Here is a 14,400-nt window from a genome sequence, read left to right as displayed (position 1 = left end):
CCAGGCGCGGTGATCATCCGGTGATATAGGCGGGCCGTTCGGCCTGCCTGAGTCACCATCAGCGTTGTGCGGTGTTCTGGTTGTGCTGACCGTAGAGGCTGACCAGCACCTGATCGAGAATCGAGGCTGCGCCCCATGGGCGGGGATGGTTCAGGATCGCCACGACTGCCCAGACATTGCCGTCGCCGTCACGGCTGTAACCTGCGATGGCGCGCACGGTGTTCAGGGTTCCCGTCTTGAGGTGCGCCTTGCCGGCGACAGGTGTATTGCGCAGGCGCTTGCGCATGGTGCCGTCCACGGCGGCCAATGGCATCGACGAAATAAACTCGGCCGAGTAAGGGCTGCGCCAGGCGGCCTGCAGCAAGCTCCCCAGCTCGCGTGCGCTGACGCGTTCGGCGCGGGAAAGCCCGGAGCCGTTCTCGATCACCAGATGCGGCGAGATGAGCCCCTTCTTGGCCAGCCACTGGCGGATGACCCGCTGTGCCGCTTTGGCGTCATCGGCATCCGCTTCGTTACGGAGTTCGGCGCCGAGGCTCAGAAACAGCTGCTTGGCCATGGTGTTGTTGCTGTACTTGTTGATGTCTCGAATGATCTCGGTGAGATCCGGCGAATAGGCCCTCGCCAACAGTCTTGCTTTGTCAGGCACCTGGGCCACACGGTCGATGCCGAGAATGCTGCCGCCGAGCTCGGCCCAGATAGCACGCACCGCGCCGGCGGCATAGCGCTGGTGATCGAGCAGTGAAAGGTAGGTCTGTGCGCTGCAGCCGTCGGCGAGTTTGCCGGTGACCACGACGGTCACGCCATCCCCATCCGCAACCGGGTTGTAGAGCACGTCCGGCCAGCCTGGGCATTTGCCTGCGGGCAGCGCTTTGACCCGGTTGTCTATTCGAATGCTGGCGATCGGCGGCTCGACTGCGATGTTCACCTTTCCGCCATCGTTGCGGACGATGAAGCGCAGCGCCTTGAGGTTGACCAGTAGTGAGTCGGGACCAACTAGAAAGGGCTTGTTCTTGTCATTGCCGTCGTCATCGAAGACGGGCAGGTCGGGCTGGACGAAATGGCTGCGATCGAGCACCAGGTCGCCAGTGACCTTGGTGACTCCGTTGGCACGCAAATCTCGCAGCAGCAGCCAGAGCTTCTCCATGTTCAGTTTCGGGTCGCCGCCGCCCTTGAGGTAGAGATTGCCGTTGAGGGTGCCGTCCACCAGCGGGCCGTCGGCATAGAACTCGGTCTTCCACTGGTGGTTGGGGCCGAGCAGTTCGAGGGCGGCGTAGGTGGTAACCAGCTTCATGGTGGAGGCGGGGTTGACCGATACGTCGGCGTTGACGAACGTCGGTGCGGCGTCACCGGTCAGTGGCAGCATGACTACGGACAGTGCGTCGCTGCTGATCTTGTTGGCTTTCAGTGCCTGTTCGACGCGCGGTGGCAGTGTCTGGTTCACCCCGGCGGCCTGGGCTGGCAGGGTCAAGGGCAGGGCGAGGATGGCTAAGGTGATGCCGCGGAGGATGGAGCTCATCGTACGAGCGCCTCTGGGCAAACACAGGGGGCTGCTGGCGGTTTGATTTGGCATGTGTTTCCCACTGCTCTTAGGGAACGAATGCGGGCCATTATGCCCGTGCTGTAGAGGCGTCGTGCCTCTATCCGATAAGCGTAGCTGCGGTGCATGGGTTACTGCAAAGACAGATGTGCACTAGGCTGCGATGAGCCGAGCGCTGCTGTCGGTCATCGCCTTGGCGCGGGGTTGCTGTTAGAGTGCGCGCCGTCATCAAGTAGAAAAAGGATCGCCCCCAAATGGCTACCAATCGTTCGCGCCGCCTGCGTAAGAAACTCTGTGTCGATGAGTTCCAGGAGCTCGGCTTCGAGGTCAATCTCACCTACCGCGAAGGTATCGAAAGCAAGGCTGTGGACGACTTCCTCGAAGCGTTTATCAGCGAAGCGATGGAAGCCAATGAACTCGGCTATATCGGTGGCGAAGACTACGGTTTTGTCTGCCTCGGCCGTCGCGGCTCGGTCAGCGAAGAGCAGCGTGCGAAAGTCGACGCCTGGCTGAAAGGCCGCAGCGAACTGGCTGAGTACAGTGTCAGTCCGCTGATGGATGTGTGGTACCCGGAAAACCCGATCAGGGCTGAGAAGTAGTCTTTTCGTCTGATCGTTGCGATGCTGCCCGCTGGGCTTTCCTGCGCGAGCGCCTGGCCAGCAGCATCTGCAAGACGTGCATCAGCGTTGCGATGAGCAGCGCCACAGCTACACCGATGGCAGCATTGATGAGGCGTATCTGCGGCAGGTTCCAGTCTTGGGCCAGCGTCTCCGCCAGCAGCAGGAACAGCAGCGTGGTCTGCAGGACGAATAGCCCATAGTGATTCGCCTGAAACGCTCTGCCCAGCACGATAAGCGGCAGCAGGATCATCACCATCAGAGGCGGGTCAGCCAGGCCGTGGCCGATGTAGATCAGTATGGTCGCGGCCGCCAATATTCCAAGGCTGGCCTGTAGCGCCCGCACCAGACTCCGCTCCAAATCCATCTGCAGCGTGGTGAACACCGCCAGCGTCAGCCAGTAGCCTCTGGGCAGTTCAGCCATATTCACGATCACCCCGCCCAATGCTCCGGCCAGGATGTAGGTCAGGGCGTGCACACGCCATTGCCGGATCGGCGTTCGGCGAGCATGCCTGCGCAGCACCCGCAGGATGCTCATCAGCCGCGGCATATATGGCCACATGCGCAGCCCATGCATCCCCCGCAGGCCGAAGGCGAGCAAGGTAACCCAGAGTCCCCCGAGCGCGAAAAGAAAGGCTATCGCGTACGGGTTGTTGAACTCACCGATGCCGTGCTGCCCTTGGCCAAGGCAGAGGCAGATGGCCAGACCGATACCGAGCTTTCCCGCTTCGCTGCCGTAGCGCTGCAACCAAGCCAGCAGCAGGCCGTAGAAGGCGAACAGGCCGAGACTGATCAGTGGATGAGTCGCCGACCAGAAGCCCAGTCCGGCACTCCCGGCGCCCAGCGCGATGAGTAACAGCATGCGCAGCATGCCGAAGCGATGAAGTGGGTTGGCCTTGGCCGCCTGAAAGGCGCCGACCGTTGCCCAGAGGAAGCCGGGATGGCCACTGAACAGCCCCAGCAGCAACGGCAAGGCGCAACCAAAGCCGGCCACCATGGCAGCGCCCCAGGCGGGGTGCACGGGGTGCCAGTGGATGCTTTGCCGCAGCAGGCGCTTCATGTGGGTCAAACCGGGCTGGAGCGGCCGGTCATCTCGCCGGCCATCTCCGTGGCGTAGCTATCGGTCATGCCTGCGATGAAGTCGATCATGCGCAGGAACGACTGATAGAGCGGTAGCTCGGGCGAGGGCGCGCTGCGTCCGAGCAGGTCGAGGATCCGCTGATTCTTGAACGAGGGGGTACCGCCGCGATGTTGTTCCAGTGCTGCGCCGCAAAATGCATTGAGCAGTATTTCCAGCGTGGTATAGGCGCCTATCTCGTTGCAGGGTTTGCGCTTGTCCTGAAAAATCTTCTGCCGCGCCATCGCCTTTGCCTGCAATACGCACTCTTTGGCCGGCCCATGCATATGTTCGACCAGGTCACCGTGCAACTCGCCACGAAGCAGGTTGCTCTGCTGCTCGACGAAGGCACCAGCGGCCGCATTGGTCAGGTGTTCGATCGCCTTGCCGCGCAGAATGGCCAGTTTGCGCCGCCTTGAATCCCTCGGGCCCAGCTGACGATAGGTTTCCGGAATGTCATCGCCCACCAGAGCCAGTAACAGCGCTTCGACTTCCGAATATTCCAGCAGCTCCATCTCGAGGCCGTCTTCCAGGTCGATCAGGCCGTAACAGATGTCGTCTGCTGCCTCCATGAGGTAGACCAGAGGATGGCGGGCCCAGCGTTGCTCTGCGACGTTGGGCAGGTTCAGCTTCTGTGCAATTTGCTCGAGCAGCGGTTGCTCATTCTGATAGCACCCGAACTTGTGCTTCTTGTACCCCAGCGCCTCTGCATGGCGTGAAGTCCAGGGGTACTTGAGATACGTGCCGAGGGTGGCGTAGGTCAGTCGCGTTCCACCGTCGAACTGGTGGTATTCGAGTTGCGTAAGCACTCGAAATCCCTGTGCGTTGCCTTCGAAGTTGAGAAAGTCCGCGCGTTGCGCGTCGCTCATATCGTCGAGCCATCCGCGCCCTGCGGCCTGCTGGAACCAGCAGCGAATAGCATCCTCGCCGGAATGGCCAAACGGCGGATTGCCAATGTCATGGGCGAGGCAGGCCGACTGGATGATCATCCCGAGGTCGGCCGGGCTGCACCATTCGGGCAGGTTCTCGCGCAGCACTTCCCCTACGCGCATGCCCAGGGAACGGCCGACGCAGCTGACCTCAAGCGAGTGGGTCAGGCGGGTGTGGATATGGTCATTGCTGGAAACAGGATGCACCTGGGTCTTGCGTCCGAGCCGCCGGAACGCGCCGGAAAAGATGACCCTGTCGTGGTCCTTGTGGAAAGGACTTCGACCCAGTTCCTCTGTGCTGTGAACGGACTTTCCGAGCCGTTCACGATTAAGTAGGGTATGCCAGTCCAAAGGGGGCTATCTCCTTGTGGCCGCCAGGGAGGCTGGTACGCCGACAGCGCAGTGTGACGCATTCCAGGTATTGATTACAGGCCTGACCAGCACCCATAGGCCCGAGTTCATTCGGCCAGGATTGCCAGCAGAGGGCGAAAAGGTTCGGCCCTACGGTTCGACCATTTTGTCGCCGATTAGGCAGGGCCTGTAAATGCGGTTTCTGCTTTTTGGAACGTGCCGGATTGCAGTTATTGGCGCCATTGTGCCTTGGGCTACTGGCGCAGTTTGCGAACCAGCGGGTAGAGCGTGATTCCCAGACGCGCAAGCTTGCCTACTTTGCCCAGGCGCGGGCCGAATACGGCGAGTACAACGGTCGCAGCCAGCATCAGCGGCCCTTTTCCGTGGCGCTCGGAAGCTGCGCCACGGTTGCTCATGATGCTCTTGATACGCTGCACAGGATGAGCCAAAGGCTGCGCATGATAGAGGATCTGCTGACGATTCATCTCCATGCGCAGTCGAATCAGATCCTTGCGCAGGGCCAGATCGCTGGAAGTGCTGAGGGGAAGACTCATGGCAGTAAACGCTCCTGGTTGCGGGCCAGTTCCTCGACTGTTGCCTGGAAGGGCGACGCGCAGGCCTTGGCGAGGCGAATGGCGCGGCTTATACACACCGCCATGACAATCGCATACACCAGACAGAGAATCAGAATGGCCGCGATGGGATTGGTTTCCCAGAAGGTGATGACGATGGCTGCTGAAAGCCCCGCCAGAATCAGCAGGCCCAGGATCAGGCTGATACTTGCCAGAAGAAACAGCCTGAATACGCGGCTGCGCTCTTCCTGGAGCTCTATTCCAATCAGCTCCAGATGCCCTTGAAGAAGGCCGACAACCGCGCCGCCCATTTTTTTCAGGGACGGTGCGGGTGCTTCATCGGAATATTTTGCTTCCATTGGCCTGCTTTCCTCCTTCAGCGGCGCATGATCATGCCAAGAAGAAAGCCGGCGCCCGCAGCAATACCAATGGACTGCCAGGGGTGCGTTTGAACGTATTCTTCCGTGCACTGAATGGCTGCTTCACTCTGATCACGCAGCGTGTTTTCCTGCTCCTTCAACATTTCCCGGGCACGACTCATGTTGGCAGTAATTTTCCCGCGCAATTCTTCGGTCTGGCTTCCGGCGGTGTCCTGGGTGTGTTTGAGCAGGCGCTCGGTATCTGCGATAAGCGTGTGGAATTCTTCGATCAGTGCGTTCTGTGCAGCCTGAAGGTTGCGGCGGTGGGCTGATTTGTCGATCAGCGAGCCGGTAGAGCCAGCGGTTGCGTCAGGGATAGGGGTGTTATCACTGGTGCTGAAAGTGGATTCGGTAGACATCTGCTTGCTCCTTGGTGAAGTCATGGGAATGGTGACGGTACTTCAAGTTCGAGCATGACGGTGACGCAAGGTTCCCGCTTCGTTTTGAATGAAGCAGCGGAAAGCTGCGGTTACGGTGAGAAGTGAAATGACTCGGGTTTGTGTTGAGCGTGCAGTGAGCCTCAGAAACGCCTGCGGTGATTCCACCCTTTAATTGCACAGCACTTTTATCACAGGCGGAATCGATAAAGCCTGTAATACGCAACCTTCCTGAAAAGAAAAACCCGCCGAAGCGGGTTTTTCTGTCTACTGCATCGAGATGCGGTAGGCCGCTATTACATCAGCGGGATGGTGTAGCTAACGATCAGACGGTTTTCGTCGGCGTTAGTGAACGCCGTAGTGCCTGTACCGTAATTGCTACGAGCTGTAGCGTTACGCCATTTGACGTTCAGGTTTTTCAACGCGCCTTCTTGGAAGGTATAACCGATATCGGTGTTGCGTTCCCACTGGTTGAGGTCCCTTCCAGCGGCATCTTCATGGCCATCGCCAGTGATGTAACGAGTCATGAAGGTCAGGCCAGGAATGCCGACAGCAGCGAAGTTGAAGTCATAGCGGGCCTGCCAGGATTTCTGGTTGGCGTTAGCAAAATCATTGATTTGCACATAGTTGACCAGGAAGGGGTCTGTGAATTCAGCCACATAGGCGAAACCGGTGTCACCACTCATTTTTTGATAGCCGAGACCAAAGCTATGGCCGCTCAGCGAGTATGTCACCATAGCCCCGAGTGCTTTGTTGTCAACATTCGAGCTGCCGTCTTCGCTGGAACGAGCGTAACGCAGGTCAGTCTTCAGCGACTGGCCTTCTCCCAGTGGGAGAATATGAACTAGGTTAGTGGAATGCTGCTTGTAGACTTCTTCGAGATTGCTGTAGTAGTACGACGCAGTAAGGTCATTGGTCAGCTTATAGCTACCACCAGCAAAGATAAAATCATCTACGTCTGAAGCATCAATTGCATCCTCACCAAAAGCTGCGCCTTTACCGCCATAACCCAAGCCTTGATTATTGGACGAGTTACGATGGTTGGCACGGTTGAGGTAACCGCCGTCCAGAGTCAGGCCCGTGATCTCCTTGGAGACAATCTGTGCGCCCTGGAAGGTTTGCGGCAGCAGGCGAGAGTCGCTGGAGGAAATCGCCATGTTCTTGGGCTGGAGAGTGCCGACTTTCAGAACAGTCTCGGATACCTTGAACTTCGCTGCGAGACCCAGCGAGGAATAGTCATCGGGAGCTTCGCCCGAGTCACCCATGGGCAGAATGCCGGTATTGGCACGGCCACCGCCCGAATCAAGCTTGACGCCCAGCAGACCGAGAGCATCTACACCAAAGCCCACGGTGCCTTCGGTAAAGCCGGACTCAACGCGAAGAATGAAGCCCTGTGCCCACTCTTCTGCCTTGCTATTTGCAGTACTAGCGTTATCGCGGAAATCACGATTCATGTAGAAGTTACGCAGCTCCAGGCCAGCCTTTGTATCTTCGATAAAAGCAGCTTGAGCCATGGAAGGAATGGCTAGGGTTGCTCCCAGAGTGGCCAGGGCCACGCCCCGGGCGATTGGGGTCTTGGGCATTTCTTGTTCTCCTCGTTGGATGATGCTCTGAAGGTCGCTCTTACGGCGACATGCAATAAAACATTTCATCATTGTTTCAGCCTTTAGACTTTAGTCGCCAAGTCCCGCAAGTCAACGTGCTAGACGGTCGCGGGCATATCGTGCATGTGCGCGATATTCGTGTACGACCCGTAAAGTGGCACAAGACAACGGCCTGGCGGTTAAAGACTAAAGGGTGTGCCGGGCGATCTGCGTCGCCGCGGGTGGCAGCATCCTAGCGTTTTGCTCGGGCAGAGTCGAAGGGCCATCGCATAATCGCCTGATGAGTGAGGCTGAATTCACATTTTCGTTGCTGGTGCGTCTGCCGACCGAAGTCATTTATCAATGGCGCGCCGAATAACGCTTGCTAGAATTCGAGCACATAACATTGCGAGAACGTCAGATGTTGCCGGAATGCCAACTGTTCGGGACCTTGGGCTGCCATCTATGCGAGCAGGCCGAGGAAGTGCTCATGCCTTTGGTCGAATATGGGCTGCTGGTCGAGTTGATCGATATCGCTGAGCGCCCTGATTGGGTCGAGGATTACGCTTTGCGAATCCCGGTGCTTCGTCGCGTCGATACCGGTTCCGAATTGGACTGGCCGTTCGAGGCAGAGCAGGTGGTGAGTTTTCTTCAGGGTTCGACGTGATGTTGAACAAATTACAGGCATAAAAAAACCGGCATGTTTGCCGGTTTTTTGTTCAGCTAAGCAGCTAGCTGAACAGCGGGATATGGTCGGAGCGACTGGATTCGAACCAGCGACCTTCTCGTCCCGAACGAGACGCGCTACCAAGCTGCGCTACGCTCCGAAGATGGCGCGCATTCTACAGAAAAAGTTTTGCTGCACAAGGTGTTAGGAGGGTTTTTTTTGGGGGGCGACCAGCCTTTTGCGAGCTGCTAGCGGAACAATCGACCTTCGCGGCAGATAACCTAGGATCTATCTTGTGCGAAGGTCGACCTGGCTCAGAGTTCTCGTACGGTGCGAACCTGATCCTTGTTCACTTTGCCTGGCTTGCCATCGATTTGCTCATATTCGTAGAAGCCCGACTCGTCATCGAAATCGGGATGGTCCAGAGTTTGAATTTCACGACCATCGTTGAGCGTGATCACGCTGGGGTTCGCGCAGCCGGCAAGGACGGTAAAGCCCAGCGCGAGTAGCAGGGCGGGGATGATGCGTGGTTGCATGACGCTGTTCCTTCTGCGGGTTCGATACCCATGGGACGAAACCCACTAGGACGAAGTTCCCCTCGAGCCAGTGATCTTGAGCAGCTCCGGTGTATTCAGGTTGGCGAGACGGGGGTCGCCCCGGTGTACCTCAAGCGCACGGGCGCCAAGATGAAGAAGTGCACGCAAAGGGCTGCGTTCTCCAGATTGCCAGCAAGCGTCAACTTCGGCCTGTCGGCCGGTGGGAATTATGCTGAACAGGGGCTCCCATTGGCCTTCGCAGCTCAGCATGACTGGCCTGTCTGGCTCTTCGAGCGCGGTCTGGTAGAGCGACTGCAGCAAAGGGCGATCAATCAACGGGGTGTCGCATGGCAGTACGAGCATCCAGGCGTTGCGAGCAGCTGCAAGACCGCTGCGTATTCCTGCAAGGGGGCCGGGGAATCCCTGCTCTTCATCGCTAATCAATCGATCGGCATAGGCCGAGTAGCGGGCTCGATTGCGGTTGCAGGACAGCAGGAGGTCGTCTGTCAATGGCTGAACGGTCTCATGCAACCATGCAATCAACGGGCGTCCCTGCCATTCGACCAGTCCTTTGTCCTGTCCTCCCATACGTTGCCCACGGCCACCCGCCAGAAGCAGGATGGAGCAGGAAGGCAGTAGCGGGTCGGGCATATCATCGCTCCAGAAAAAATTGCATATAGCACTCGGGCTGGCGGTCGGGCAGCGTGCGCACGGGAGGTGTGGAGGCCTGGCGCTCGGGTTATTGGAATCTGTGTCGCGCTTCGGCGACCCAGGAGTGCTTCAGCTAAACCAACGAAAAATCCTGTTGTCTATCTCCTCCATCCACTTTCTCTGGAAGAGGGTGCCGCCTGCTCATTGGCTGATACAAGGAGAACAATCAAATGCAAGAGAGAAACGTTTGGGTTGATTATGCCAAGGCGATCGGGATCATTCTTGTTGTCTACGGGCATGTCGCGCGAGGCGTGTTCAATGCCGGGTTGCCGATGGATGAGGCGCGATTCGTGCTGGTCGACAGCATCATTTACAGCTTTCACATGCCGCTGTTCTTCTTCCTGTCGGGTTTATTCTTCTTCGATTCGTTGCAGAAGCGGGGCCGGGGCGGGTTGATCATCAACAAGGTCGACACAATCGTCTATCCCTTTATTGTCTGGTCTTTACTACAAGGTCTGTTCGAAGTCGTCCTGTCGAATTACACGAACGGTCAGGTCACCTTGGTTGAGGTGTTCTCGTTGCTCTGGATGCCGCGAGCGCAGTTCTGGTTCCTGTACGCTCTGTTTCTGGTGTTCGTGGTTTGTGCGTTTCTTTATGCGCGGGCAGATCGGCGCTATTTCTTGCCATTCGTGGTCCTGTTTGGCTTGCTGTATGTCTTCCAGCAGGATCTGACGGTAAACAACATGACCCGCTTTATCCTGGGCAACACCGTCTTCTTCGCATTGGGCGTCTGGTTCAACGAGGTCAAGGCGTTCTTCCTTGCGCGTTATACACAGCTGACATTATTTTTCGGTGCGCTGTTCATCCTGGGGCAGTACCTGTTTCATGTGACCTTCGGTCTGAACTATGCCGATGGCGGCATGGCGGTACTCGCGCTTGCAACCATATCCATCTTTTTCATGATCGCGTTGTCGATGTGGCTAGGTCAGTTTCGCGTGGATTGGTTTCTGTTTATCGGCGCTTCGTCGATGACGATCTACCTGATGCATATTCTGGCCGGTAGCGGGGTGCGGGTAATACTCAGCAAATTCCTCGGTATTGATTCAATCACAGCGCATCTGATTATCGGAACGCTGATCGGTACGGCGGCTCCGTTGTTGGCGCAAGTCGTGATCAATCGCTACAAGCTGTACTTCTTGCTCACTCCGCCCAAGCAGATTTCGGCATCTCAGTTCCATATGCGCAAGGCTGTTGCTCAGTAGCGCGGCCCTGTCATGCACCGACGCAGATGCCGCTCAGCAGGCCATGCTTGCTGAGCGGTATCACGCATGCGGTATTAGCCGCAGCCGATGCGCTCTATGGTCATATCCTTGTCGGTATAGATATTCAGTCTCTGCGAGTTGTATTCCAGCGTGACGATATCGTCGGGCCGCAGGACCCGCGCGGTGATTGCCCAGGATTGCTCCCTTGCTCGTTCAAGTATTTCTGGCGTGACGGTTTGGCCCGTCAAGCTTGCCACGGCATCGGCGTTGCACCGTCCGACTGACTCAGTCGGGCTGCTGTTTGACGGTGCTGTGGAAGTCGTTTGACAGCCTGTCAGTACAAATGCGGCCGAGGCTATGGCAATTGGTAGGGCTCGTTTGATGCGCTGCACAGCGTCTCCTTTTTCGTCTGGTTTGTCGGAGCGCAACTACTATCAAAGATACGGGCATGCCGATAGGCCTCCATGCCAGTTGGAAAAAACAGCTGTGGATGGGAACCGAAGCGGCGTTGGCTCGTCTTAATGGCTGATGGCGCTTTGCAATCCCCTGGCTGCAAGAAAAATAAGGAGTTCCGCTATGTTCAATTCCCCCCTACTTAAGCGTGTCGCTACGGTGCTAGCTGCTCTGCACTTGCTTCTGGTAGCTCAAGTTCCGCTGGCGCAAGCTGCGATGATCGGCACGCCTGAGGTTGTTGCTGAACATCAGCAGCAGGTCGATCGGCAACAGTTGCTGACGATGCTGGATGATCAGGATGTGCAAAAGAAGCTGGAAGCGATGGGCGTCGAACGTGATCAGGTTGAAAAGCGCATCAACGGCCTGACGGCAGCGGAACTGGCCCAGTTCAATCAACAACTTGATCAGGCCCCCGCAGGGGCAGGCGTTGTCGGCGTGATCGTGCTGTTCCTAGTGATCTTCATCATCACGGACATGCTATGTGCCACTAATATTTTCAACTTCGTCAACTGCATCAATCGTTGAGCCAGCGGCTACTCATACTGCTCCTGATCGGTCTTCTCGGGGGCTGTGCGCGAACGACGGTTACGCTTGTCGATCATGCTCAGCTCCCGACAAGAGCCGAGTTGGTGGACGTTCCGTTCTACCCGCAGGAAGACTACCAATGCGGACCCGCTGCATTGGCAACCATGCTCGTGCAGCGTGACATCGAAGTAACGCCGGAAGCGCTTGTAGAGCAGGTCTACATTCCCAAGCGCAAAGGCAGCTTGCAGGTGGAGATGGTTGCTGCCGCCCGTTCTGCTGGGCTTCTTGTATATCCGCTGCAGCCTAGTCTCAGTGATCTTCTTGCCGAAGTCGCGGCGGGCAACCCGGTTCTGGTTCTACAGAACCTCGCTTTCGATCGTTGGCCTCAGTGGCATTTTGCCGTGGTGGTGGGCTATGACCTTGCAGATCAGGAAATTGTGCTTAGGTCTGGTACTACCAAGCGTTTGGTGGTGAGTTTTCACGAGTTCGAGCGCTCGTGGCGCAAGGCGGAGCGCTGGGCCGTGCTTACTTTGCAGCCACAGCGGATACCACAAACTGCGCAAGAAACTGTCTGGCTGCGCAGTGCCAGCGATCTGGAAGAGGTTGGGCAATTGCGCGCGGCTCGGGTGGCGTACGAAGCCGGCGCGAAGCGCTGGAACTCGGCGCTCACGCAGTTTGCTTTGGCGAACATTCAGTATGCGGCTGGAGAAAAGGCTGCGGCTGAGGAATCGTTACGGCTCAGTGTTCGTCTCGACCCCAGCTTCGCGATTGGCTGGTTCAATCTATCGCAGGTAATGGCTGACAAGGGTTGTGACCTGGGTGCTCGCCAAGCGCAGGCCTGTGCCGTGCAAATGGATCCAGATGATGATCGGCTCAGGGCGCCGCTGCCGGCCCTGGAGGGCAAGCGAGCGGCGCAATGCTTGCCGAGCCCGCCATGCGTGTCCAAGTGATTTCGGTCAGAAGCCAAGCCTGTCGCGCAGGTTGTAGTACATCGCTCCGAGAGCGCTGAGCGGTACCTGAAAACGCTGTCCTCCAGGGAAAGGGTAGTGAGGCAGGCTGGCGAGCGCATCAAAGCGCTCTGCCTGGCCGCTCAGGGCCTCGGCGATCACCTTTCCAGCAACATGTGTATAGGTGACGCCATGACCGCTACAACCCTGCGAGTAGTAGATGTTGCTGCCCAGCCGCCCCACCTGGGGCAGCCGTGAAAGCGTCAGCAGGAAATTGCCTGTCCAGGCAAAGTCGATGTTCACTTTTTCCAGCTGCGGAAAGGTCTTCAGCATCTTGGGCTGTATGATCGATTCGATGTCGGCGGGATCACGTGCGCCGTACACTACGCCGCCCCCGTAGATGAGCCGTTTATCCGCTGAGAGCCGGTAGTAATCAAGCAGATAATTGCAGTCCTCTACGCAATAGTCCTGAGGCAGAAGGCTGTTTGCGAGTTCATCATCAAGTGGCTCCGTCGCGACCACTTGTGTGCCGCAAGGCATGGATTTGGCGGCGAGCTCGGGAATCAAATTGCCAAGATAGGCGTTGCCTGCTACCACGACGAATCTTGCGCGCACGGTCCCCTTTGGAGTGTGCACCAGCGGCGCGTCGCCATATTCGATGCGAAGCGCGGGGGATTGCTCGAAGATGCTGCCTCCCAGTGATTCAACAGCTTCTGCTTCTCCGAGTGCCAGATTGAGAGGGTGAATATGGCCGCCTTGCTTGTCGAGCATACCTCCGGCATAGCTCTCGCTAGCGACCACTCGCTGTATGCCTTGTTTATCCAGTAGCTCGAGGTGCGGGTAGCCATATCTTTCCCACAAGGCCTTCTGTGCTTCGAGGTGGTGCATCTGCTTCTGATTGAAGGCGGCAAATACGCCGCCGTCTTTCAGGTCGCACTGAATGCCATAGCGTGCTACACGTTCACGGATAATTCGTCCGCCTTCGAATGCCATATCCCCGATCAACTTCGCTGCCGAGGCGCTCGCACTGCGCTCGATGCTGTCAAGGTCTCGGCTGTAGCTGTTGACGATCTGCCCGCCATTGCGCCCGGAGGCGCCGAAACCGACCTTGGCTGCTTCCAATATGATTACGCTGAAACCCTTTTCAAGAAGAAACAGGGCTGTCGACAGGCCTGTGTATCCGGCGCCGATCACGCACACGTCGGCCTGCTTGTTTTCCTGAAGTTCTTGTCGAACACCTGTCGCGTTGGCCGTCGCTGCGTAGTAGGAAGCGGGATAATTGTTGTGCGGCATCTTGGATTCTCTGTTCTGAATTTTTTACGCATCCTAGCGCTTGACCCTGTAGCTCGCCAGCGTCGCAACATAACAAGCAGGAATTTTCAAAATTTCCAGATATCAGTGAGTTAGAAGAAAAAACCGCTTGACTCTTTTTTTCTTGGCTTTAGAATGCGCCCCCATCGAAGGCACATAGCTCAGTTGGTTAGAGCACCACCTTGACATGGTGGGGGTCGTTGGTTCGAATCCAATTGTGCCTACCAATTCGAAGCCGCTTAGCGCGGTACATAGAGGGGAATCCTAGCGGGTTCCCCTTTTTGTTTGTCCCTAGAAAACCTTCACAATTTACAGGCCGTTTTCACACTGGGCAATGTGAACGTGTGAACACCTCCCCTCATTCACACCAGTCTAGTGTGAACGTCCATACCTAAACCCTTGTTCTGTATAGGAATATCCCCACCTAGTGAAGGTGGGCCTCACTGCGTCTCCTATTCGCTACGCTCAGGTGCTCTAACCAACTGAGCTATGTGCCTCCGAGCCCAGCTCGGCGAGGTCGCGAGCGCGCTGCTTGGCGTAGTCGTT

Annotated in this window: 16 protein-coding genes and 2 tRNA genes; 6 read left to right on the top strand and 12 right to left on the bottom strand. The window is 57.3% G+C overall.

Annotated elements, in window-relative coordinates; translation table 11 throughout:
• Positions 1-58 precede the first annotated feature (58 nt).
• Positions 59-1,516, bottom strand: a complete 1,458-nt coding sequence (gene dacB / locus LO50_RS05035; protein ID WP_044314298.1) for a D-alanyl-D-alanine carboxypeptidase/D-alanyl-D-alanine endopeptidase — start codon at positions 1,514-1,516, stop codon at positions 59-61.
• Between the two features lie 275 nt (positions 1,517-1,791).
• On the opposite strand from dacB, the gene LO50_RS05030 reads away from it, so the two are divergent.
• Entirely contained in the window at positions 1,792-2,136 is a 345-nt protein-coding gene (locus tag LO50_RS05030; RefSeq protein WP_014820690.1) for a YggL family protein, read from the top strand.
• Here the strand turns inward: LO50_RS05030 and LO50_RS05025 are convergent.
• The 6 genes from LO50_RS05025 to LO50_RS05000 all read right to left on the bottom strand — a co-directional run bounded on the left by LO50_RS05025 (position 2,120) and on the right by LO50_RS05000 (position 7,502).
• Positions 2,120-3,214, bottom strand: coding sequence for an FUSC family protein (locus LO50_RS05025; RefSeq protein ID WP_044314297.1), 1,095 nt, complete (start codon positions 3,212-3,214; stop codon positions 2,120-2,122). The two genes, LO50_RS05030 and LO50_RS05025, sit on opposite strands and share 17 nt — an antisense overlap.
• 5 nt (positions 3,215-3,219) lie before the next feature.
• Positions 3,220-4,551, bottom strand: coding sequence for a deoxyguanosinetriphosphate triphosphohydrolase (locus LO50_RS05020; RefSeq protein ID WP_044314296.1), 1,332 nt, complete (start codon positions 4,549-4,551; stop codon positions 3,220-3,222).
• A gap of 254 nt (positions 4,552-4,805) precedes the next feature.
• Positions 4,806-5,105, bottom strand: a complete 300-nt coding sequence (locus tag LO50_RS05015) for a hypothetical protein (RefSeq protein WP_041014316.1) — start codon at positions 5,103-5,105, stop codon at positions 4,806-4,808.
• A complete protein-coding gene (locus LO50_RS05010) occupies positions 5,102-5,482 on the bottom strand; it encodes a phage holin family protein (protein ID WP_041014315.1) in 381 nt (126 codons plus the stop codon). Before LO50_RS05010 ends, LO50_RS05015 begins: the two co-directional genes overlap by 4 nt.
• Before the next feature lie 17 nt (positions 5,483-5,499).
• A complete protein-coding gene (locus LO50_RS05005; protein ID WP_014596936.1) occupies positions 5,500-5,901 on the bottom strand; it encodes an ElaB/YgaM/YqjD family protein in 402 nt (133 codons plus the stop codon).
• A 314-nt stretch (positions 5,902-6,215) separates the two neighbouring features.
• Entirely contained in the window at positions 6,216-7,502 is a 1,287-nt protein-coding gene (locus tag LO50_RS05000; RefSeq protein ID WP_041014314.1) for an OprD family porin, read from the bottom strand.
• A gap of 421 nt (positions 7,503-7,923) precedes the next feature.
• On the opposite strand from LO50_RS05000, the gene LO50_RS04995 reads away from it, so the two are divergent.
• Positions 7,924-8,169 (top strand): glutaredoxin family protein, encoded by a 246-nt coding sequence (locus LO50_RS04995; protein WP_031297609.1) that lies wholly within the window; start codon positions 7,924-7,926, stop codon positions 8,167-8,169.
• 83 nt (positions 8,170-8,252) lie between these two features.
• Here LO50_RS04995 and LO50_RS04990 read toward each other — a convergent pair.
• From LO50_RS04990 to mobA, 3 genes are all read right to left on the bottom strand, one after another.
• Positions 8,253-8,329, bottom strand: a tRNA-Pro gene (locus LO50_RS04990).
• A gap of 154 nt (positions 8,330-8,483) precedes the next feature.
• On the bottom strand, positions 8,484-8,705 hold the full coding sequence (locus tag LO50_RS04985; RefSeq protein WP_003298350.1) for a YgdI/YgdR family lipoprotein: 222 nt from the start codon (positions 8,703-8,705) through the stop codon (positions 8,484-8,486).
• 45 nt (positions 8,706-8,750) lie between these two features.
• Complete coding sequence (mobA, locus tag LO50_RS24020) at positions 8,751-9,356, bottom strand: molybdenum cofactor guanylyltransferase MobA (protein ID WP_080902070.1); 606 nt, start codon at positions 9,354-9,356, stop codon at positions 8,751-8,753.
• A gap of 230 nt (positions 9,357-9,586) precedes the next feature.
• On the opposite strand from mobA, the gene LO50_RS04975 reads away from it, so the two are divergent.
• Positions 9,587-10,618: an acyltransferase family protein gene (locus tag LO50_RS04975; RefSeq protein WP_044314294.1), complete on the top strand. Its 1,032-nt coding sequence runs from the start codon at positions 9,587-9,589 to the stop codon at positions 10,616-10,618.
• Between the two features lie 74 nt (positions 10,619-10,692).
• Here the strand turns inward: LO50_RS04975 and LO50_RS25165 are convergent, their stop codons facing one another.
• On the bottom strand, positions 10,693-11,010 hold the full coding sequence (locus LO50_RS25165; protein WP_173425579.1) for an I78 family peptidase inhibitor: 318 nt from the start codon (positions 11,008-11,010) through the stop codon (positions 10,693-10,695).
• A gap of 184 nt (positions 11,011-11,194) precedes the next feature.
• On the opposite strand from LO50_RS25165, the gene LO50_RS04965 reads away from it, so the two are divergent.
• Together LO50_RS04965 and LO50_RS04960 are read left to right on the top strand one after the other, a co-directional pair.
• Positions 11,195-11,596 carry a PA2779 family protein gene (locus tag LO50_RS04965; protein ID WP_003298355.1) on the top strand — a complete coding sequence of 134 codons (402 nt, stop codon included), beginning with the start codon at positions 11,195-11,197 and terminating at the stop codon, positions 11,594-11,596.
• On the top strand, positions 11,593-12,546 hold the full coding sequence (locus LO50_RS04960) for a PA2778 family cysteine peptidase (RefSeq protein ID WP_044314292.1): 954 nt from the start codon (positions 11,593-11,595) through the stop codon (positions 12,544-12,546). The genes LO50_RS04965 and LO50_RS04960 overlap by 4 nt, the downstream gene beginning before the upstream one ends.
• Before the next feature lie 6 nt (positions 12,547-12,552).
• On the opposite strand, the gene LO50_RS04955 is transcribed toward LO50_RS04960, so the two are convergent.
• Positions 12,553-13,836, bottom strand: a complete 1,284-nt coding sequence (locus LO50_RS04955; RefSeq protein ID WP_044314291.1) for an NAD(P)/FAD-dependent oxidoreductase — start codon at positions 13,834-13,836, stop codon at positions 12,553-12,555.
• 168 nt (positions 13,837-14,004) lie between these two features.
• On the opposite strand from LO50_RS04955, the gene LO50_RS04950 reads away from it, so the two are divergent.
• Positions 14,005-14,081 (top strand) — tRNA-Val (locus LO50_RS04950).
• Positions 14,082-14,400 lie beyond the last annotated feature (319 nt).

Origin of the sequence: Stutzerimonas stutzeri (assembly GCF_000935215.1) — a bacterium.
Lineage (GTDB): Bacteria > Pseudomonadota > Gammaproteobacteria > Pseudomonadales > Pseudomonadaceae > Stutzerimonas.
The sequence above is the reverse complement of the archived record's forward strand: the minus strand, read 5'-3'. Positions and strand labels throughout refer to the sequence as shown.